This window comes from Deltaproteobacteria bacterium, assembly GCA_020848905.1.
Taxonomy (GTDB): domain Bacteria; phylum Myxococcota_A; class Polyangia.
Map to the genome: position 1 here is coordinate 39238 of JADLHG010000063.1, position 19887 is coordinate 59124.

Genomic DNA, 19887 nt, shown 5'->3' on the forward strand with positions numbered 1-19887 from the left:
GGTTCTAGGTCGAGAGCCCTGGTTCGGCGAGTGAACGTGGGTGCATCAGGGCATCGCACCCGTCGGGTGCAGGCAGGTCACGCCGTTCGGATTCGGCCCCACCTCCACCGTGGAGAGCACCTTGCCGCTCGTCGCGTCCACGCTCTGCAGCGTGCTGTCCACCATGTTGGTGATCCAGACGCGCGACCCGTGCTCCTCGACCACCACGCCGTGCGGGCCCTTGCCCACCTTCGCCGTGAGCTCCACCGCGCCCGTCGTCGCGTTCAGCCGGTAGAGCGAATCCCCCGTCGGCGCGCCGTTCAGGACCCCTTGATCGGCCACCCAGAGCTGCTTGCTGTCCGCCGTCGGGTAGAGCTGGAGCGGACCCACCGCTCCGGAGGGCAGGTCGAAGGTCTTGAGCTCCCGGGTCTTCAAATCGAGGCGCGCTACCTGTTTCTTGTCGAAGAGCGTGACGAAGGCCGCGCTCCCGTCGGGGAGGACGGCGGCCTGCACGGCGATCCCGTCCACGTCGACCGTCGTGACCTTGCCGTCGGCGAGGTCCACGAGCTGAATCGAGCCGTCGGTCATCCCCGCCACGACGAGCTGCTTGCCGTCCGGGGTCAGCCGCGCGCCGTGCGGGCCCGTCTTCGCCGGGAGCGCGAACTTGCGCAGGATGCTCCCGGCCGCGAGGTCTACCTCGAAGACCACGTTCGCCTCGGTCGCGGTGACGTAGGCCTTGCCGTTGCCGAGCACCACGTGCGCCAGGTGCGCCATCACGCCGAGCGGGATGCGCTTCTTCACCGCGTAGGTCGTGGGGTCGATGCCGACGAGCTGGTCGGGCTCGTTCTCGTGCCCCGTGTGCCCGCCCCCTCCGTGATTCATGTTCCCCGTGGCCCAGACGAGCCTGCCATCGGGCGCGCCCTGCACGTTGTGCACGAGCACTCCGACGGGGTGGCCGTCCTGGCTCGTGTACTGCAGCGAGGCCTTGCCGAGGAGCTTCCCGCTGTTCGCCTCCACCGCGGCGACCTGTCCCTGGTCCTCCACCGCCACGAAGATCGTGGTCGTCGAGACCGGCTTCGATACCCCCTGGTCCGCGCTGCCGCCGCCATCCGGCGCGGTCGTCGTCGTGCTGCTGCAGGCCACGAGCGCCGCGAGTCCCAAGACCGCTACCTTCATGCTCGACCTCCTCGATGTTCGCTCACGCGGGCGCGTCATCCTTCCTCGGATCGGGACGCTCTGCCGGGGTCCACGTCGAGCGAAGGACCGCGGACGCGTCGAGCGGCGAGCGCGACAAAGTACAACAGCGCCGCAACCTGCAGCAAGGTGCCGGCGAGCGTGAGCACATAGCTCGCAAGCGAGCTCGCGTGATAGGCGCCGAAGAGGCTGCGGAGCAGCGTGCCGAGGTTGAGCAGCGCGTAGAGACTCCAGCCTTGCACCGCGGTGGGCCAGTACGGCGGGTCCTTCCGCCGCGGGAACATCCACAGCGCCACGCCCATGATCATCTGCATCACGCCGCCCACCAGAATGAGATGCACGTGCACGCCCCGGTAGGCGTGCGCCCAGCCGAGCGCCGGCACGCGATGCGCGAGAAACATGGTGAGCCCGAGCAGGGTTCCGAGGACGAAGCAGACGAGCGCCGTGCGGATCATCCAGCGCAGGTAGAGGAACTTCATGCGTGGGCCTCAGAGCGGGCCTTATTGACACGGTTTTCCAAAAAATTGACTCGAATCAAGGATCAAGTGTGATCAGGTCAAGGTGCGAGTGGTCGACGAGCATAGCGTGACCTCGCACGCCCACCTGTGGATCACGCGGAGAAAGAGAATGTATCTGAGTGGACGACGGACGCCAGCGCTCATCGTTGTAGCCTCCCTTTTCTTGGTACCCGGTGCAAGTCGGGCCGCGGACGAGCTGCCGCTGCTGTCGATCAAGCTCGGCAAGAAGGTGGAGTTCATCCCGCACCTCGAGTACCGGCCGCGCTTCATCGGGCATAGCGGCAAGGACTTCAAGGCCGGCCCCGGCTATCACGCGGTGACCCACCGCGCGCGCCTCGGCCTCGAGGCCAAGCTCTTCGAGTGGGCCTCCGTGATGATCCAGGCCCAGGACGTGCGCACCTGGGGCGAGGAGCTGGACCCGCAAGGGGACTACAAGTCCGACGGTTTCGACATGCACCAGGCCTGGGCCGAGCTGCGCTGTCCGCTCGGGCTCGCGCTCCGCATCGGACGGCAGGAGATCGTCCTCGACAACGAGCGACTCGTCGGCGCCGGCAACTGGACGGATCAAGGGCGCGCGCTGAACGCCATCAACTTCACCGCCGAGCACAAGGGGCTCACGACCAAGCTCTTCTGGGCGCGCATCGGCGAGAAGGACGTCTACCAGGCCGACGACAAGGGGAACGCCGTGCGCGGGACCCCGGGGGACATCGACCTCGGCGCGGTCTGGCTGCGCTACGGCAAGCTCAAGGCGGTGCGCCCGTCGATCATGCTGATCTACGATCGGAACGGGTCGCTCCCCCGCAACCGCTTCACGCTCGGGGCCTACCTCGAGGGAGAGCCGGCCGCCGGACTCTTCTACAGCGGAGAGTTCTTCTACCAGACCGGCTGGCAGGACCAGGGTGCCGCGCAGAAGACCATCGCGGCCTTCATGGGTGCGGTGAAGCTCGGCTACACCCTCCCGGTGAAGCTCGCCCCGATGATCCAGGGCTGGTTCGAATACCTCTCGGGCGACGACGACGCCAAGGACGACAAGCTCAAGACCTTCGACACGCTGTACGGCACGAACCACAAGTTCTACGGCTACATGGATTTCTTCCTGAACCTGCCCAAGGACACGGCGAACATGGGCCTGATGGACCTCGGCGGCCGCCTGCAGGTCTCGCCCGCCAAGGGCTTCACCGTCTGGGCCGACTTCCATTACTTCTGGATGGGCAAGAAGCTCAGCACGCCCGCGGGCGGGGTGATCCAGCTCGGCCCCGAGGTAGATCTGGTGGTCAACTACCGCTACAACAAGCTCCTCGGCGCGCAGGCCGGTTTCGGCGTGATGGTCCCTACGCGCGGCATGACCTGCATCCGTGGCGGCTGCCGGGACGATCGCTCGACGGAGACGTTCGGGTACGTGATGGGCGATGTGACCTTCTAGTGCTATAGCTCTCCGGCACGATGACTACCGTCGCCCCAGGCGCGTCGTCGCCGCTACCGCAAAGACCTCCCGTCCAGCGTGGGCCGGTGCTTCTGGCCTACGGCTTCCGCGTCTTCTTTCTGCTCGCGGCGCTCCTCGGCGTCTCCTTCGTGCCGATCTGGCCGGGGGTCTTCGCCGGGCACATGCGGCTGGCGACGCCGCTCGGGCCCATCGGCTGGCACAGCCACGAGATGCTCTTCGGCTTCACCGTGGCGGTGCTGGCGGGCTTTCTCCTCACGGCGGTGCGCAACTGGACCCAGCGCATGACCGCCGAGGGATCGCTCCTCGGCCTGCTCGCGCTCCTCTGGCTCGCGGGACGGGTGGCGCTCCTCGTGCCGGCGCTCCCCTGGCAGCTCGTCATGGCGGCCGACCTCGCCTTTCTCCCCGCGCTGGCCGTTGTCGTGGCGCGCCCGATCTTCGGCGCGAAGAGCCGGCGCAACTACGCCTTCCCGGTGCTCCTCCTCGTGCTGTCCGGCGCGAACGCGCTCCTGCACCTCGCGCCGCACGGTATCGCCCCCGACTTCGGCCGTGCCGCGATCTACGTCGCGCTCGACGCGGTGCTGCTGATCATGGCCATCGTGGGGGGGCGCATCGTGCCCAATTTCACGGCCAACGCGATCCAGGGCACCTACCGCCAGCGCGGGCGCATCGACCAGCTCGCCCTCGGGGGGCTGACCGTGCTCCTCGTCGTGGACGCGCTGCCGTGGCTCCCGACCCAGGTCTCTGCGGGCGTGGCCCTCGTGACGGGGCTCTTTCACCTCGCGCGGATGCGCGGCTGGAATAGCTGGGCCACGCGGCGCGTCCCGCTGCTCGCGGTGCTGCACGCCGGGTATGCTCTCGTCGGCCTCGGGCTCCTGCTCCTCGGGGTGGCGCGGCTCTGGCCTCGCCTGCCGCTCACGGCCGCGACGCACGTGCTCACCGTGGGGGCCATCGGCGGACTCACCCTCGGTATGATGACCCGCGTGGCGCTCGGGCACACGGGCCGACCCCTCGTGCTCCCGCGCTCGCTCGTGGTCGCCTACCTCCTCGTGCTTCTGGCCACCATCGCCCGCGCGCTCGTCTCGCTCTGGCCGGCGCGCCTATACCTCGTCGCCCTCACCGTCCCCGCGACCCTGTGGGGACTGGCCTTCCTCCTCTACCTCGTCGTATACGTCCCGATACTGGTGCGGCCCCGCGCCGACGGGAAACCGGGGTAGTAGCAGGGTAGGGCCCGCCGCCGGAGGGGGGGACGATTCGCGTGCAGCCTCAGTCCAGCACCCCGGCGCGCCTGAACCCCGGAAGGCTCGCGCTCCTCTTCGGGGCCCAGCTCGCGCTCCTCTTCGCCCTGTGGGCCGGGCTCCTGCGGCTGCCCTTCGCTTGGCCGGGTATGACCGGCCGCCTGCCAGCGCTCCACGGCCCGCTCATGGTCTCGGGCTTCGTCGGGGCGCTCGTCGCGCTCGAGCGGGCGGTGGCTCTCGCGCGTCTCTGGGGCTATCTCGCCCCGCTCACCTGCCTGCTCGGGACGGCGGCCCTCCTCGCGGGGCTCGACCTCCGCGTCGGCGTCAGCCTCTACGGCGCGGGGAGCCTGCTCTTTCTTGCCGTGCAGGTCGTGTTGACCCTCAAGCAACCGAGCCTCCCCCTCTGGCTCATGGCCGCGGGGGCCATCGCGTGGCTCTCGGGCAACCTGCTCTGGCTCTCGGGGCGTGGCGTCGCCGAGGTGACGAGCCTCTGGGGCGCCTTCTTCGTGCTCACCATCGGGGCGGAGCGGCTCCTGCTCAGTCGGATTTTGCGCCCCTCCCGCGCGGCCGTAGGTCTTTTTCTCGCGCTGCTCGTCCTCTACGCGGCGGCGCTCGGTCTCTCCGCGGCGGGCCTCGCCATCGCCCCCCGACTCGTCGGTGCCGCCCTCGTTGCGCTCGCGCTCTGGCTCCTCCGCCACGACATCGCGCGTCTGAACCTGCGGCGGCCGGGCCTGCCGCGCTTCTCGGCGCTGGCGCTGCTCGGCGGCTACTTCTGGCTCGTCGTCTCGGGGGCCATCGGGCTGGCCGCGGTCGTGCCGGGGGCGGGCCTGCTCTACGACGCGCTCCTGCACAGCCTCTTCGTCGGCTTCGTGCTCTCCATGATCTTCGGGCACGCGCCGATCATCTTCCCCTCGATCCTCGGCCGCCCGATCCCCTTCACGCGCGCCTTCTTCGTCCCCCTCGCGGCCTTGCACCTCTCCCTCGTGCTGCGCGTTGCGGGCGACCTCTTCACCTTCGTCACGCTCCGTCGCGCGGGGGCCCTGATCAACACGCTCTCGGTGCTCCTCTTCTTCGGCGTGACGCTGGCCGCGCTGCGCCTGGGCCGCTCGCGGAAATAGCGCCGAGCTGCCGCGCCAGTCACGCCCCCTACGGCGCCGTGCTCAGGCAGTGCGGCGAGAGCGTCCCCGTCGGGTCCAGGAGCTGTCGCAGCCGCGCGAAGAGCTCGAGGTATCCCGCGTCGAGCCGCCCCCTGAGCTCCGGAAAGGCCCACGGAGGGATGCGCTCGGGGAGGCAGCCGTGGTCCAGCACCGCGTGCAGGAGCTCCCGCGACAGGTGCCGCACGCGCGCGACCTCCTCGGGGTGCTGCCGGCGAAAGGTGGAGATGAAGCGCAGCGCCCCGTAGTGGCCCCCCTTCATGGGACGGCCCAGCATCAGCGGGGCGAAGCCGCGGTCGGCCATCAGCGCCGCCGCGTGGTCGGCGAGCCCGTCGAAGCGACTCAGCGGTCCGTAGGCGCCGATCCAGCTCAGCCCGCCCCCGGGGGGATCGAGCAGGAAGGAGAGGCGCGTGGGGGTCTCGGCGAAGCAGGCGAAGCGCGGGTTCAGCCGCAAGAGGTCCGCGAGCGGCACGGGGGCCTCGTGCTCCACCCCGTGGTTGCGTAGCCGCTCGAGCGCGTCGTGCACGAGCGCCACCCGCAACGAGAGCTCGCGCTCCGATTGCCCCGAGAGCTCCAGGTAGAGGAAGACCTCGGGCTCCTCGGGGTCGCGCTCGAGCGGGCGCGTCTGCTCGAGGAGCAGCTTTCCCGCGGGCCAGGTCACGGCCCCCACGTCGTCGCAGCACTCGAGGCGGGCGAGCTCGCGCATCATCGCGAAGGCGCCCGCGCGCTCGTAGACCAGCACGAAGAGGTGGCGCCGCACGGCCGGTTCGGGCCAGAGCTCCAGGCCGAGCTTCGTCACCACCCCGCTCGTTCCCTGCCAGCCGACGAAGAGCCCCGTCAGGTCCGGCAGCGGGCTGTGGCCAAAGAAGCCGCCCCCGCCCGCCGCGGCGCCGGTGCGCACCAGGTGTCCGTTGGGGAGCACCACCTCGAGCCCCGCGATCCAGGTGCCCATCGAGCCGTAGCGCAAAGAGAGGTTGGTCATGCCGTCGAGCAGGCAGCCGGCTACGACCGACGAATCCGGCGGCGCGAGCGGATATCCGACCCGCAGGCGCGGCGTCTGTTCGCCGAGGCGGGCTCTCAGCGCGGCCCAGGTCACTCCCGGCTCGACGAGCGCGAAGCGGTCCTCGGCCGATACCTCGAGGATGCGGTGCATGCGCGAGAGGTCGAGGACCACGCCCCCTTCCAGCGAGAGCGTGAGACCGGAGGCGCTGCTCCCCGCCACGCGCGGCGTGAGCGCCACCTCGTGCTCGCGGGCCACGCGCAGGGCCGCTTGCACTTGGGTCGTATTCTTCGGGCGCACCGCGAGGAGCGGCTTTCGGGGCGCCTCCTCGGAGAGATCCTCCGCGTAGCGCGCGAGCGCCTGCGGATCGTAGACCACGCCGTCCACACCCAGGGCGTCCGCAAACGCGGCGCGCAGGGCGCGGAAGCTCATTCGAGCTCCGCTCGCTCGAGCACGCCGAAGCTGTTCGGGGCGCCGCGCGTGCGCAGAAGGGGTCGCAAACGGAGGAGCGCCAGGGTGTTCCCCTCCACCTTCAGGCGGCCCGAGGCGAGCGCGCCGAGAATGCCCCCCCGCAGCGCCAGGTCCACGAGCGTCTCGAGCGAGGCCGTGAGCTCGGCGTCGGGGGCGTCCACCGCCCCGCGGCGGATGGTGAAGCTCCCCTGGCCGAAGACGAGCGTGACGGCCATGCGCCCCCCGCGCACCACGACCCGGGTGAGGGGTCCGTGGGTGCGCCACCGCCGCGCCGTCAGGTTGCGGTCGATGAGCTGCGCGAGCATCAGCCCGAGCAGGTTCATCCGAGCCGGGTCCTCGATCTGCACGGCGTGCACGAAGCGCCTCCCGCGGGAGCGGCTGCAGCCTCTCGAAAGAGCCCTTTGGGCTGGCCAACCGCGCCGGGCGGTGATACCAGATCGGGCGACCGCGGCTGCTTGACCCAGGTCAAGGCGACGCCCCAGGTGTCTATGGAGAATGCGCGCCGGACAGCGCTCCCCGCGCATCGTCTCAACCCCGCAAGGAGGCCCCCGTGACCAGCTTCAAGGACCACAACCTCGTTGGCGCGTTCGGATTCGAGGAGATCCTCTACGAAGAGCGGCCGGTGCTGGATCCCTCCGGCAAGCCCGCCGCGGGGCTTCACAACGTCTGGATCATCCTGAACAACGAGAAGCAGCTCAACTCGTACACCACCGGCGCGGTCAAGGAGGTGATCCTGGCCTTCCGGCGCGCCTCGAACGACCGCCGGGCCGTAGCCGTGGTCTTCACCGGCGCCGGCAACCGGGCCTTTTGCACGGGGGGCAACACCAAGGAATATGCCGAGTACTATTCGGGGAACCCCGAAGAATACCGGCAATATATGCGTCTATTTAACGATATGGTCACGGCGATCCTGCACTGCGACAAGCCCGTGATCTCGCGCGTCAACGGCATGCGGGTGGGCGGCGGCCAGGAGATCGGCATGGCCTGCGACTACTCGGTGGCGCAGGACCTGGCCCGCTTCGGCCAGGCGGGGCCCAAGCACGGCAGCGCCCCCGACGGCGGGAGCACCGACTTTCTGCCGCTCTTTGTGGGGATCGAACACGCGATGGCCTCGTGCACGCTCTGCGAGCTCTGGAGCGCCCACAAGGCCTACCAGGTCGGGCTGCTCACCGGCATCGTCCCGGCGCTCAAGGTGGACGGCAAGTTCGTGCCGAATCCGCTCGTCTATACCGATAATAGCGTGGATGACTGGGGCCGCCCGCGGTACGGGCTCTCCAAGACCGGTGCGGACCTGGACGCCGGCAAGGCGCTCCTCGCCCGCGGCGCGGTGGACCTGTCGCTCCTCGATCAGGAGGTGGACCGCCTCGCCACCAAGCTCCTCCTGACCATGCCGGGCTGCACGAGCAAGACCATCGAGTCCATCCGCAAGCACAAGCTCGCGCACTGGGACAAGAACCGCGAGACCAACCGGGCCTGGCTCGGGCTGAACATGATGACCGAGGCGGCCGCGGGCTTCCGGGCCTTCAACGCGGGGAGCCGCGACCAGCGCGAGGTGGACTTCGTCGCGCTGCGCCGACGCCTGGCCGAGGGGGAGACCTGGACCGAGTCCTTCATCCAGTCGCTGATGCCGGCCGGAGGCCCGAAGTGAGCGCGCCCGTTCGCGTCAGCCTCGAGCGCGAGGGCCAGCTCGCGCGGCTCGTGCTGGACCGCCCGAAGGCCAACATCCTGGACCTGGAGATGATGACCGCGCTCCGCAAGGAGCTCGGTGCGCTCGGCGGGCAGAAAGAGCTGAAGCTCCTCGTCTTCGAGGGGGCAGGCGACCACTTCTGCTTCGGCGCCTCGGTCAAGGAGCACCTCCCCGCGCAGGCGGGGGAGATGCTGCGGGGTTTTCACGCGCTCTTCCGGGAGCTCGAGGCGCTCTCCGTGCCGACCGCCGCCGTGGTGCGCGGCCAGTGCCTGGGCGGAGGCTTCGAGCTCGCGCTCTTCGCGGGGCAGGTCTTCTGCTCTCCGAGCGCGCGCTTCGGCGTCCCCGAAGTGAAGCTCGCCGTCTTCCCGCCCATCGCCGCGCTGCTCCTCCCCTGGCGGACGGGCGGGGCCCGCGCCACGACGCTCGTGCTCACCGGCGCGTCCATCGAAGGCCCGAAGGCGGTCGAGCTCGGGCTGGCCGAGGCCTGCGGCGAGGACCCCGAGGCGCTCCTCGGCGCGTGGTTCGAGGCGCACCTCGCCGAGTGCTCGGCGCTCGCCCTGCGCTATGCTTGGAGGGCGGCGAGGCGGCCTATCGCCCGCGCGCTCGAGGAAGCGCTACCCGCCCTCGAGAAGCTCTACCTCGAGGAGCTCATGGCGCACCACGATCCCGTCGAGGGGATCACCGCCTTCGTGGAGCGTCGCAAGCCTGTCTGGAGGAACCAGTGAGCCGTACGGCCATCGTCGATTGGGCCCGCACCGTCTTCGAAGACCTGAACTGCACCGAAGCACGCCGATGGATCGACGCCCAGCCCGGGCGCAAGGCCGTCGGCTATCTGCCGGTCTACGCGCCGCGCGAGGTGATCCACGCCGCGGGGATGCTGCCCGTCGGCGTGCACGGCGGCGGTGACCTGGTCGAGATCATCCGTGGCGACGCCTTCTATCAATCGTATATCTGTCACATCCCCCGCTCGATCGTGGAGCTCGCGCAGTCGGGCAAGCTCGACTTCCTCTCGGGGATGCTCTTTCCGTCGACCTGCGACGTGATCCGGAACCTCTCGGGCACCTGGCAGGTCCTCTACCCCGAGCTCTACGTGCGGTACCTGGACCTGCCGCACCTGAAGAGCCCCGAGCTCGGCGGCCGCTTCTGGGAGGGCGAGCTTCGCGTGCTGGTCCGCGACCTCGGCAAGGTCGCCGGCAAGACGATCACCGACGACGAGCTCCGCGCCGCGATCGTGCACTACAACGAGGTGCGCGGGCTGGTGCGCACGCTCTACGAGCTCCGGCGCGACCGGCCCTGGAGCGTGCCGACCGAGGAGCTCTACCTGCTCATCCGCGCGGGCGAGCTGGTGCCGACCGACCTCTTCCTCGAGAAGGCGCGCGCGTACCTCGCCGCAGTGGAGGCCGAGCCCGGCCGCCCGAAGGACCGCGTGCGCGTGATCGTCGTCGGCGCCTTCTGCGAGCAGCCGCCGCTCGGCCTGATCAAGACCATCGAGCGGGCCGGCTGCTACATCGTGGACGACGACTTCATTCTCGGTAACCGCCTCTTCGCTCACGACGTACCCACGGCGGGCGACCCGGCGAAGGCCCTCGCGAACGCGCTCGTCACCGACGCGCTCGCCACCTCGGTGCTCTACGAGCCGGACCCCAAGGGGAAGGGACGTCTGATGCAGGAGCGGGTCGGCGCGGCGAAGGCCGACGGCATCATCTTCGCCGCGGCGAGCTTCTGCGACCCGGCCCTCCTCGACCGGCCGATGTTGCGCGACGGCGCCGAGGCGGCGGGGATCCCGTGCATCGCCTTCCAGTACGCGGAGAACACCGGCCAGTTCCAGCAGTTCAGAGAGCAGGCGGGGACCTTTTCCGACGCCATCAAGCTGTGGGGAGGAGCGTAAAGATGTCTCAGATCGTCACGAGCGGCCCCGGGGCGCCTGGCAAGCACGACGTCCCGAAAGAGCCGTCGATGGTGCTCCAGAAGGACATGATCGCGGCGCACTACAAGCGCCTCGAGGCGGCCCCGCAGACCAAGGAGAAGGTGATCTACACCTTCGTGCCGGGAAACCTGACGGAGCTCATCCGCTCCTTCGACGCGCTCCCGCTCTTGCCCGAGATCAACGCGCTGCAGTCGGGGATGCGCGGCAAGAGCCGGGACTACATCGCCGAGGCGGAGCGCATCGGCCACTCCGAGGACGTCTGCACCTACGTGAAGTGCGACATCGGCATGATGCGCGCGGGGAACGTGGGCCCGACGGGGACGCGCCTGCCGCCGCCGGACCTGCTGCTCCTCTCGTACACCGGCTGCTACACCTTCATGAAGTGGTTCGAGCTCCTCCGCGAGGCCTACAAGTGCCCGACGGTGTTCTTGCAGATCCCCTACCAGGGGGACGGGCACCTCGCCCCCGAGCACCGGCAGTACGTCATCGATCAGGTGAAGGCCGAGGTCATCCCGGCCATGGAGCAGGTCACCGGCAAGAAGTACGACGAGGACAAGCTCAAGCACCACCTGAAGCTCGCCGCGCAGGCCGAGGACGATCTGGTCTGGGTGCTCGAGACGGCGAAGCGCAAGCCGACGCCGATCGACGCCTACTTCGCGGCGGTCTACTACGTGGGGCCGATCTTCTCCTCGTTCCGCGGCACCGAAGAGGGTGCGGCCTACTACAAGCAGCTCCGCAAGGAGGTCGAGGAGCGGGTCACCGCGGGGCGCGGACCGGTCACGCCCGAGGGCTCGCTCGACGAGCAGAAGTACCGGCTGGTCGTGGAAGGACCGCCGAACTGGACCAACTTTCGCGAGTTCTGGAAGATGTTCACCGACGAGAAGGCGGTCGTGGTGGCCTCGACCTACAGCAAGGTGGGCGGGGTCTACGACTTCGGCTTTCGCCACGACGCGAACGACCCGCTCGGCACGATGGCCGACTACTGCGGCGGCTGCTACACGAACCTGAATCTGCCGTCGCGGATCGACATGCTCTGCACCTACGTGAAGGAGTATCAGGCCGACGGCTTCCTCATCAACTCGATCAAGAGCTGCAACAGCTTCTCCGCGGGGCAGCTCTCGATGCTGCGCGAGGTGGAGAAGCGCACCGGGATCCCGGGGGCCTTCATCGAGTCGGACCTGGTCGACCCGCGCTACTTCTCGGCGGCGAACATCAAGAACCGGCTCGAGAGCTACCTGCAGATGCTCGAGGCCCGCAAGCAGGGAGCGCACGCATGAACTGCTACGTCGGCATCGACCTCGGCTCGACGACCACCAAGGCGGTGATCCTCGACGACAACCGCCAGATCCTCGGGCGGGGGATCACGAACTCGCGCTCGAACTACGACCTGGCGGCGCAGGTGGCCCGCACCGAGGCCTTCATCACGGCCCGCTTCGGGCTCCTCCGGCGCGAGGTGGAGCGCGCGGCCGGCGCGGCGGTCCTCACGCAGCTCCTCAAGGCCTTCCGGCTGAGCCAGACCATGGTGCAGCTCGCGCGGCTCGAGGAGCTGATCCTCGAGGAGGCGCAGCGCTCGGTGGCGCCGCAGCTCCGGGGGCCGCTGAAGGACGTGGTGCACACGCTCTTCGGGCGCATCCGGGCCGAGGAGGAGACGTGGTTCGCCGAGCCGAATCCGGCGCCGCGCTCGGACTTCTTCCGCGACGCGACGGGCTCGGCCTACACGCGCATCGCCGAGGAGATTGGCGACCCGGTCGGGGTGAGCTTCGATCTGCTCGTCGGGCTCTACGACAAGTGCATCATCAAGGTGGAGAACGAGCCGCTCGAGCTCGGCTTCAAGCACCACATCGGCTCGGCGCTCGACCGCATCGGGCGGCCGGGCGCGGTGGTGGCGGCCGTCGAGGCGGCGGACAAGACGGAGCTCGTCGAGCAGAAGACGGTCGGGACGGGCTACGGGCGCGCGCGGCTCCCCTTTCCGAAGGAGCAGATCCGCTCGGAGATCCTGTGCCACGGGCTCGGGGCGCACGCCATGTTCCCCGACACGCGCACGGTGCTCGACATCGGCGGCCAGGACACCAAGGCCATCCAGGTGGACGAGCAGGGGATCGTCACGAGCTTCCAGATGAACGACCGCTGCGCGGCGGGGTGCGGCCGGTATCTGGGCTACATCGCCGACGAGATGAACATCGGGCTGCACGAGCTCGGGCCGCTCGCCGAGCGCAGCAATCGCCAGGTGAAGATCAACTCTACCTGCACGGTCTTCGCCGGCGCGGAGCTGAGAGAGCGGCTCTCCCTCGGCGAGAAGCGCGAGGACATCCTGGCCGGGCTGCATCGCGCGATCATCTTGCGCGCGATGAGCCTGCTCGCGCGCTCGGGCGGGGTGCGGGACGCCTTCACCTTCACGGGGGGCGTGGCGAAGAACCGCGCGGCCGTGAAGGCGCTCGAGCTGCTCGTGCAAGAGAACTACGGCGCGCGCAAGCTCAACATCTCTCCGGACAGCATCTTCACCGGGGCGCTCGGTGGAGCGCTCTTCGCCTATCGGGAGGCCCACGCATGAGCATCACCGCCGGAATCGACGTCGGCACCGGGGCCATCAAGGCCGTGGTGATGAAGGTCGGGGGGGGCAAGGAAGAGCTCCTCTCGCAGGTCAGCGCGCGCATCCGCAAGCGCGAGATCCACGCCGTGGTGGAGGAGGTCTTCCAGGCCGCGGTGCGCGAGTCGGCGGTCAAGACCATCGACTACATCGCGACCACCGGGGACGCCGAGGACGTGCCCTTCGCGAGCGGCCACTTCTACGGCATGACCACGCACGCGCGCGGCGCGATCTTCCTCGACCCCAAGGCCACCGCGGTGCTGGACGTGGGGGCGCTCCACGGGCGCGCGGTGAAGATGGACGCCCGCGGGCGCGTCTTGAACTACAAGATGACCAGCCAGTGCGCCTCGGGCTCGGGGCAGTTCCTCGAGAACATCGCGCGCTACCTGGGCGTCTCGCAGGCCGAGGTCGGGATGCTCTCGAAGCAGGCCCAGACGCCCGAGAAGGTCTCCTCGATCTGCGCCGTGCTGGCCGAGACCGACGTGATCAACATGGTCTCGCGCGGCATCTCGACCCCCGACATCCTGCGCGGGATTCACGAGAGCATGGCGGGGCGCTTCGCGCGGCTCCTCCGCTCGCTCGACGTGGAGGGGGTGGTGCTGGTCACCGGCGGACTGGCCTCGGACGAGGGCCTCATCGCCGCGACGCAGGACGCGCTCGACTCGGACAAGAAGGCCGCCGCACAGCCCGTGAAGGTGGAAGGGCATGCGCTCTCGATCTTCGCGGGGGCCATCGGCGCGGCGATCTGGGGGGCCTATCGCCTCGAGAAGGTCACGCTCGACGGCCCGGCCTGGCAGGCGGCGGCGTAGGCGGGATGCCACACCTGGGGTGAACGTTCCCCAGCGCAGCAGGTTTGGCCACACGGCGCGCGGGGATCCCCTCGCGCAAGCCATCAAGATCATTTCCCCGTACCTTCGGCATGCCCCTTGCTGTGGATCCCGGCATACCCGAGGTACTCGATGTCTCGACCGGTGAGCTGTCGCTACGGCGGAGGGTGTGACCTCCCCGACCGGAAGAAGCGCCCGAGCGTGCTGCTCGCGCTGGCCGTTCTCCTCGCCGCCCTGGCTCCGGCGCGGCTCTCCGCGGCGCCCGACCTGCACGGTCAGGTCACGGCGGAGAGGAAGGCGCAGCTACGCGCCGAGCAGCTCCGACCCGAGCTGCGCTATGTCCGCACCGACGTGCTCGCGCGCGCGTACATCTCGGCGCCGCTCACGATCAAGAACCGACAGGGCGAGGAGTTCACCATCGGTATCGTCGACCCGGGGAGCGCGGCGGTGGCGCGGCGCGTGAGCAACGTGCTCTCGCGATCGATCGACCTGGCGCGCTCCGGCGTCGGTGGGCACATCCCGGAGCCGATCGTCGACCGGGTGCAGGACGACATCACGAGCGTCAAGGCCGTGCAGAAGAAGTGGGCCGGCTACGGCCACCGCTTCGTCATCTCCCGCAAGTCCTCGCGGCGCCCCGGGGAGACCGAGGTCGTGGGGACCATCCTCGTGACGAAGGACCACGAGACGATCCTCTTCATCTCCGCCCAGTACGATGACCTCGTGCCGGTCCGCGACGCCCGCGGCAAGCTCGAGCACTATCGCGACCAGAAGGGCCGCGCGGTCACGCAGCGCACCCTCGACGAGACCGTGGCGAGCGCGCTTTTGCCCCTCAAGGACTACAAGCCCGACCTCTTCCACCAGATCGCAAACTTTGCATTTATTCCGGAGATTCGTGGCGGAGGGCTGGCACGGGAGGTGCTGAAGGCCGTCTCGCAGCTCATCGGCTCGGACGCGGCGGATCGCGCCGGCCGGCCGCTCTTTCCGCGGGGTGCGGCTCACGGCTTCTGGCAGATCGGCGAGCCCCCCTGGCAGGGACGCATGCGCCCGATGGGCTTTCTGGCCGACCCCTCCCAGCACGCCTACCTGCTGCCCACGGCGGCCACGGGTCCGGTCGCGCCGACCGGCACGATGCGGAATCGCACCTTCAACCGGTCGTGGAACGTGCTCGAGGAGTACTACCTGGCGATGCGGCTCTTGCTCCGCGGGGAAGGTAACGCCAGCGGACGACGGCTCAGCCCCAGGTTGAGGCGGAGATTCCACGAGCTATTGGCGACGCCGTCGATGCGTGCGGTCGCCGAGAGGCTTCAATCGCGGACGGACGCGGCCCAGATGGAGTCCGAGATCAAGCGCGCGGGGATCAAGTTCCCCAGACGGCTCCCGAGGCTCGTCCTGCTCGCGACGAATGGCGAGGCCAAGCTGCAGTACAAGTACCTCCTGGCCACCTTCGACGACGTGTTGAAGTCCGAGAAGTCGAAGTAGCGCGTGCACGACCGGCGGCCTGGAGTATTCGAGTGCTCGAAGGGGAGCGCGAGGGCGCTCGTCGCCGGCGTGCTGTTCCTCGGGGCGTGCACGAGCACGACCGCAGTCCCGACGGGTGATGACGGGGGCGTCGTCGACGGTGGCTCGGTGCCAGGCGGGGACCTGCGCACGGCCGGAGAAGGTGGGGCGACCGAGGCCGGTGGTGGCTCGGGCGACGGGTCGTCGCTCCCGGCGGGAGATGGCGGCGCGGCCCCCGGGACCGACGCTCGCCGGCGGGACGGGGCGGCGGGCGGCGATCGGGGAACCGTGGCGCCGGGCTCCTGCGCACAGACGACGCCTGCCTCGCCCGGGACCTCGGGGCGGCAGCTCTACGTCGCCCCGACGGGCAACGACAGCACGGGCGACGGTTCGCAGCAAAAGCCTCTGCGCACACTCCCTGCGGCCGGTAGCCGCGCCAAGCCCGGCGATACGATCTATCTACGTGGCGGCACCTATGCCGGCACGTCGTGGCGCTTCACGGCCGTGGGCACGGCCGCGCAACCCATCGTGGTCCTGCCCTACGCCGGGGAGAAGGTCGTCCTCTCCGGGCGCGGGGCGAGCATCGCCGAGAACGACGCGATCCTGACCATCGCGAGCTCCTCGCACGTGGTCTTCGACGGCTTCGAGCTGACGGAGTCCACGGGCCGCGGGCTCTCGGTGTACGAATCGGACCACGTGGCGATTCGGCGCTGCGTGATCCACGCCATCAAGTTCCGCGCGCTCGGGGGAGCGGGCAGCGACGTGGCCTTCGAAGGCAACGAGGTCTACGACGCGGCTACCGCGAACACGAGCGGCTCCTACGGCGGCGGCGGCTGGCCCGGGTGCGTGCAGCTCGCCCGCCGCAAGGACGGCTCGCGCTCGACGAGCATGAGCTTCGTGAACAACCACATCCACGACTGCTGGGGCGAGTGCCTGATCCCTTCCTTCGTCGACGGTCTCGTCGTCCGCGGCAACCGCGTCCACGACTGCTACAGCGTGAACGTCTACGTGGGTCACGTGCGCCGCGCGGTGATCGATCGCAACATCGTCTACACCACGACCGCCAAGTACGACCGCGTGGACAACGGCCAGACGGCGACGGGCATCCACCTCGCGCTCGAGTACTACAGTGGCGCGCCGGCCGTGCCCCTCGAGGAGATCGTGATCTCGAACAACCTCGTGCTCGGCACGGGCTCGGGGATCGGCTACTGGAGCGACCCCCAGAACAAGTCCCCCACGAACACGTACAAGAACGTGCAGCTCCTCTACAACGTGGTGATGGGGGCCAAGGGGGTGGCGATGCGCTTCCGCCCCGTGGCGAGCGGGGCGACGGCCCCGAGCGGGTGCGTGGCCCAGAACAACATCTTCTACGCCGGACAGAACGGCAGCACCCTCGAGGTGGGAAACCCGACGGGCTGGAGCTTCGCGAGCAACGACTTCCCGAACGGCGTGCCGCAGCTCGCCTCCGCGCCGGGAAACTTCGCCGCGGACCCGCAGTTCGTGAGCCCCGTGAAGGGGGGGCCCGCGGAGGGCTTCAAGGTGAAGAGCAGCTCTCCGTGCCGTGGGGCGGGCTCACCTTCGAGCGCGGCAGGGAGCGACTACTTCTGCACCGCCCGAAGCGCGAGCAAGCCGACGGTGGGGCTGCACGAGCTCTGAGCGCGCGACCCGCGTCCGTGCGCCGCCGCCGGTCAGCGCGGTCGCCGCGGCCGCCGGGGTCCTTCCAGTGCATCCACGATCGCGCCGAGCACGCTGAGTCCTCCGACGGCACCCCAGAAGAGCGCGCCGTCGGCGTTGCCGGCCTGCTGGGCCGAATGCATGAAGAGGAAGCTCGTCGCTGCCGTGACCGCGGCGAAGGCCTGATACAGGCCCCCGCGCGAGGCGCCGAGGCGCGGGCGGTGCTCCTGTATTCCTCGCCAGGCGCGCGAGGCGAGCTCGGTCGCGCGGTGCTCCAGCTGCTGTCGGAATCCTGAGCGCTGCCCGAGCGGGCTCGGCTGGCGGGGGCGCCGCTCGAGAGCCGATGCTTGCGGCAGAGCCATCGCGAGCCACAGCGTTCCGACCAGAGTGGCGCATCCCAGGCGCGTCATCCACGAAGTCATCTGCTCCTCCGCGCGATCGTCGGTGCGTCTCCGAGGCCGATGCAGCGTGCGGCGAGCTCGGCGGCGCGTCGTGCGCCCCTGGTGCAACCTTCAGTCCACAGTCGACCCGACGGGCGAGAAGGTGCGCGAGTCGGCGAGAAGATTCGAAAAGGCCAACGCGCAGCGTGCGCCGACCCAGGGCGAAGAGCTCGTGGAGGCTGTCGATCCTGGTGACCGGGGTGGCCGGATTGGCCAGTCGAGTGGCCGGCGAAGTCAGCTCGAGGGTCGGGCGGGAGGTCAGTCGTAGCGGCGTTTGAGCGGGGGCAGCTTGAACGGCGTCGGCACCGGGTCGTGGCCTCCGTCGGTCAGGCTGCTACAGCGCATCACGCGCCAGGCCGCGAGCAGACAGCCCTTGAGCGGCCCGTGCGCGCGGATGGCCTCGAAGCCGTAGTGCGAGCAGCTCGGCTCGAACTTGCACGAGATGACCCCGGGCGGCAGCTTGGCCAAGGCGCGCGAGAGGGTGAGCTGATAGAGCCGGATCGCGCCCATGAGGAGCGTGCCGGGCAGCTTCGCCGGGCGGAAGTCGGGCTTCCAAGGTGGCAGGGGCGCCGGCTCGCGTCGATGCCCGTGCCCCCTTTCTGTCTCGGCGCTCGGGGCACCCGCTCCCCCGCGGCCCGCCGCTCGCACTGCGCTGGGCACACCCATCGCGAGCAGCGTGAGCGCGAGCATCAGGGCGTTGCGAAGCGAGCGCATGGGGCTCTCCAAGAGGGTGCTCCACCTAGTAGCGGCGCGGACGCGAACTCTCGGAGGCGACGTCGCTCACGAGGCCGACGAGGTTGAGGATGCCGAGCGTGCCCCAAATGATCTGCCCGGTGCTGTCCTGCGCGTTCAGCGCCTGGGCGAAATTGATGCCGCTGATCACGGTGCCCGCCGCGGCGAACGCCTGATAGCAGCCGCCGAGCGACCGGGCGAGTCGCGGGTTGCGCTCCTGAACCCCCTGCCAGCGCTGCTGGGCCCACTTCTGCACGCCCTGGCCGATGCGCTGACGGAAGCCCTGCTGTTGCCCGATCTGCTGCTGCCGCTGCTGCCGCTCGAAGGCGAGCGCGTTGGGCGCGGCCACCGTCAGCACCATCATCCCCGCCACCGTCGCGGCCAGCACACTCGTCATCAGCTTCGACATGACACGCTCCTCCTCTTGGTGGGCGCTCGCCCAGTTCTCGTTTCGTCTACATGCGCCGCGCGATGCGATGCGCGGCGGAAGGCCCCGATTGCAACGGCGGGGCCAACGGAAGTTGGGAGAAGCCAAGGTGCCGACCTCGCGACCGAAGCGCCGTCTGCGCGGGGCGCGGCGGCGCGAGTTCGTCGCGCAGCGCTTGACCGGCATTCGGAAGGAGAGGCGACCCAATCGGCCAGGCTGGCCGATTGCGCCACCCTGGTCCGCCTGCCAGCCAGCCCCGGCGGTCGTAGATCGTGAATATCTCTGCGATCGAGTGTGGCGTGGGGTTTGCTCGTGTCTGCCCTGCTGGCCGTGTGAGGAAGCCCCATGCTGCGCGTGCGTGCCCTGAGCTCGATGGTTCTGCTGGCTGCCGTGCTCTGTCAGGCGCCGCCGGCGCTGGCGGAGGAGCGCGCCACGGGCTCGTTCTTCGACCGCCTCTGCGAGCGCTTCGAGCCTCAGGGGAAGGTCGGCCGCTTCTTCTTCCTGCTGAGTGAGGGCTTCTTGCGTAGCACCTTCGGTGCGTGGCCGCGCCGGGCCGTGGAGGTGGAAGAACCGTTCCGGCCGCAGGACCGCGCTCTGCTGGGCAAGGCGACGACCTTCGAGATCGGCATCTGGGAGGCGCTCGACGCCTCGGGGCGCGCGCTCCATACCGTGCCGGTCACGAGCTATCGGCCGGAGAACAAGCTCTCCTGGGTGCGGTCCTTCAACGCGATCCAGGCGGCGGACCTGGAGCAGACGGCCGACCAGCTCATCGCTGCGCTGCGCGGTGCGAGCGCCGAGGTCGCGACGATCCGCTACACCCACTACCATGGCCCCTTCTCCCTCGGGAATCCGTCGCGCTTCTCGTCGCTCGGCGACAAGCGGCAGAGCCACACGATTCGCGACTACTTCGCCCGCAAGGGGGTGAAGGGCGTGCGCTACGAGATGGGACTCCTCTACCGCGGCCGCTCCGGGCACGAGGGAAAGCGCCTCGTGCGCCTGCCCGAGAGCCCGCTGCCGTGGGGCGAGGCGAATCCGTTCGGGGGCCCCGTGGGCGCGTCGCCGTCGACAAAGCGCTAGGTCGGCGCTATGACCGC

At 69.6% G+C, this 19887-nt stretch carries 19 protein-coding genes; 12 read left to right on the top strand and 7 right to left on the bottom strand.

The features are described from left to right. Positions 1-45 precede the first annotated feature (45 nt). Together IT371_27645 and IT371_27650 are read right to left on the bottom strand one after the other, a co-directional pair. Complete coding sequence (locus IT371_27645; protein MCC6751457.1) at positions 46-1155, bottom strand: YncE family protein; 1110 nt, start codon at positions 1153-1155, stop codon at positions 46-48. A 35-nt stretch (positions 1156-1190) separates the two neighbouring features. Then, positions 1191-1652 (bottom strand): hypothetical protein, encoded by a 462-nt coding sequence (locus IT371_27650; GenBank protein MCC6751458.1) that lies wholly within the window; start codon positions 1650-1652, stop codon positions 1191-1193. Between the two features lie 202 nt (positions 1653-1854). On the opposite strand from IT371_27650, the gene IT371_27655 reads away from it, so the two are divergent. The 3 genes from IT371_27655 to IT371_27665 all read left to right on the top strand — a co-directional run bounded on the left by IT371_27655 (position 1855) and on the right by IT371_27665 (position 5488). Further along, the gene (locus IT371_27655; protein MCC6751459.1) at positions 1855-3114 is read left to right on the top strand and encodes an alginate export family protein; all 1260 of its coding nucleotides are present in this window, start codon (positions 1855-1857) and stop codon (positions 3112-3114) included. An 86-nt stretch (positions 3115-3200) separates the two neighbouring features. Further along, entirely contained in the window at positions 3201-4349 is a 1149-nt protein-coding gene (locus tag IT371_27660) for an NnrS family protein (GenBank protein ID MCC6751460.1), read from the top strand. A 41-nt stretch (positions 4350-4390) separates the two neighbouring features. Beyond that, positions 4391-5488: a hypothetical protein gene (locus IT371_27665; GenBank protein ID MCC6751461.1), complete on the top strand. Its 1098-nt coding sequence runs from the start codon at positions 4391-4393 to the stop codon at positions 5486-5488. 28 nt (positions 5489-5516) lie between these two features. On the opposite strand, the gene IT371_27670 is transcribed toward IT371_27665, so the two are convergent. Together IT371_27670 and IT371_27675 are read right to left on the bottom strand one after the other, a co-directional pair. Beyond that, entirely contained in the window at positions 5517-6956 is a 1440-nt protein-coding gene (locus IT371_27670) for an FAD-binding oxidoreductase (protein ID MCC6751462.1), read from the bottom strand. Further along, on the bottom strand, positions 6953-7351 hold the full coding sequence (locus tag IT371_27675; GenBank protein MCC6751463.1) for an SCP2 sterol-binding domain-containing protein: 399 nt from the start codon (positions 7349-7351) through the stop codon (positions 6953-6955). Before IT371_27675 ends, IT371_27670 begins: the two co-directional genes overlap by 4 nt. 194 nt (positions 7352-7545) lie before the next feature. Between IT371_27675 and oah the strand changes: the two genes are divergently transcribed. The 8 genes from oah to IT371_27715 all read left to right on the top strand — a co-directional run bounded on the left by oah (position 7546) and on the right by IT371_27715 (position 17176). Further along, positions 7546-8643 carry a 6-oxocyclohex-1-ene-1-carbonyl-CoA hydratase gene (oah, locus tag IT371_27680; protein ID MCC6751464.1) on the top strand — a complete coding sequence of 366 codons (1098 nt, stop codon included), beginning with the start codon at positions 7546-7548 and terminating at the stop codon, positions 8641-8643. Beyond that, positions 8640-9407, top strand: a complete 768-nt coding sequence (locus tag IT371_27685; GenBank protein ID MCC6751465.1) for an enoyl-CoA hydratase/isomerase family protein — start codon at positions 8640-8642, stop codon at positions 9405-9407. Before oah ends, IT371_27685 begins: the two co-directional genes overlap by 4 nt. Beyond that, positions 9404-10570 (top strand): benzoyl-CoA reductase subunit C, encoded by a 1167-nt coding sequence (bcrC, locus tag IT371_27690; GenBank protein MCC6751466.1) that lies wholly within the window; start codon positions 9404-9406, stop codon positions 10568-10570. Before IT371_27685 ends, bcrC begins: the two co-directional genes overlap by 4 nt. 2 nt (positions 10571-10572) lie before the next feature. After that, the gene (gene bcrB, locus IT371_27695; GenBank protein ID MCC6751467.1) at positions 10573-11886 is read left to right on the top strand and encodes a benzoyl-CoA reductase subunit B; all 1314 of its coding nucleotides are present in this window, start codon (positions 10573-10575) and stop codon (positions 11884-11886) included. Then, positions 11883-13160 carry a benzoyl-CoA reductase subunit A gene (gene bcrA / locus IT371_27700; GenBank protein MCC6751468.1) on the top strand — a complete coding sequence of 426 codons (1278 nt, stop codon included), beginning with the start codon at positions 11883-11885 and terminating at the stop codon, positions 13158-13160. The genes bcrB and bcrA overlap by 4 nt, the downstream gene beginning before the upstream one ends. Further along, positions 13157-14005 carry a benzoyl-CoA reductase subunit D gene (gene bcrD, locus IT371_27705; GenBank protein MCC6751469.1) on the top strand — a complete coding sequence of 283 codons (849 nt, stop codon included), beginning with the start codon at positions 13157-13159 and terminating at the stop codon, positions 14003-14005. Before bcrA ends, bcrD begins: the two co-directional genes overlap by 4 nt. Positions 14006-14155: 150 nt before the next feature. After that, positions 14156-15502, top strand: a complete 1347-nt coding sequence (locus IT371_27710; GenBank protein ID MCC6751470.1) for a hypothetical protein — start codon at positions 14156-14158, stop codon at positions 15500-15502. A 3-nt stretch (positions 15503-15505) separates the two neighbouring features. Continuing rightward, positions 15506-17176, top strand: a complete 1671-nt coding sequence (locus IT371_27715) for a right-handed parallel beta-helix repeat-containing protein (protein ID MCC6751471.1) — start codon at positions 15506-15508, stop codon at positions 17174-17176. A gap of 32 nt (positions 17177-17208) precedes the next feature. Here the strand turns inward: IT371_27715 and IT371_27720 are convergent, their stop codons facing one another. The 3 genes from IT371_27720 to IT371_27730 form a co-directional block, all read right to left on the bottom strand. Then, entirely contained in the window at positions 17209-17616 is a 408-nt protein-coding gene (locus IT371_27720) for a hypothetical protein (protein MCC6751472.1), read from the bottom strand. A gap of 276 nt (positions 17617-17892) precedes the next feature. Then, positions 17893-18144: a membrane protein insertion efficiency factor YidD gene (gene yidD, locus IT371_27725; protein MCC6751473.1), complete on the bottom strand. Its 252-nt coding sequence runs from the start codon at positions 18142-18144 to the stop codon at positions 17893-17895. A gap of 229 nt (positions 18145-18373) precedes the next feature. Continuing rightward, positions 18374-18775, bottom strand: a complete 402-nt coding sequence (locus tag IT371_27730; protein ID MCC6751474.1) for a hypothetical protein — start codon at positions 18773-18775, stop codon at positions 18374-18376. Positions 18776-19138: 363 nt separating this feature from the next. Here IT371_27730 and IT371_27735 point away from each other — a divergent pair, with 363 nt between their 5' ends. Beyond that, complete coding sequence (locus tag IT371_27735) at positions 19139-19870, top strand: hypothetical protein (GenBank protein MCC6751475.1); 732 nt, start codon at positions 19139-19141, stop codon at positions 19868-19870. Positions 19871-19887: the final 17 nt, after the last annotated feature.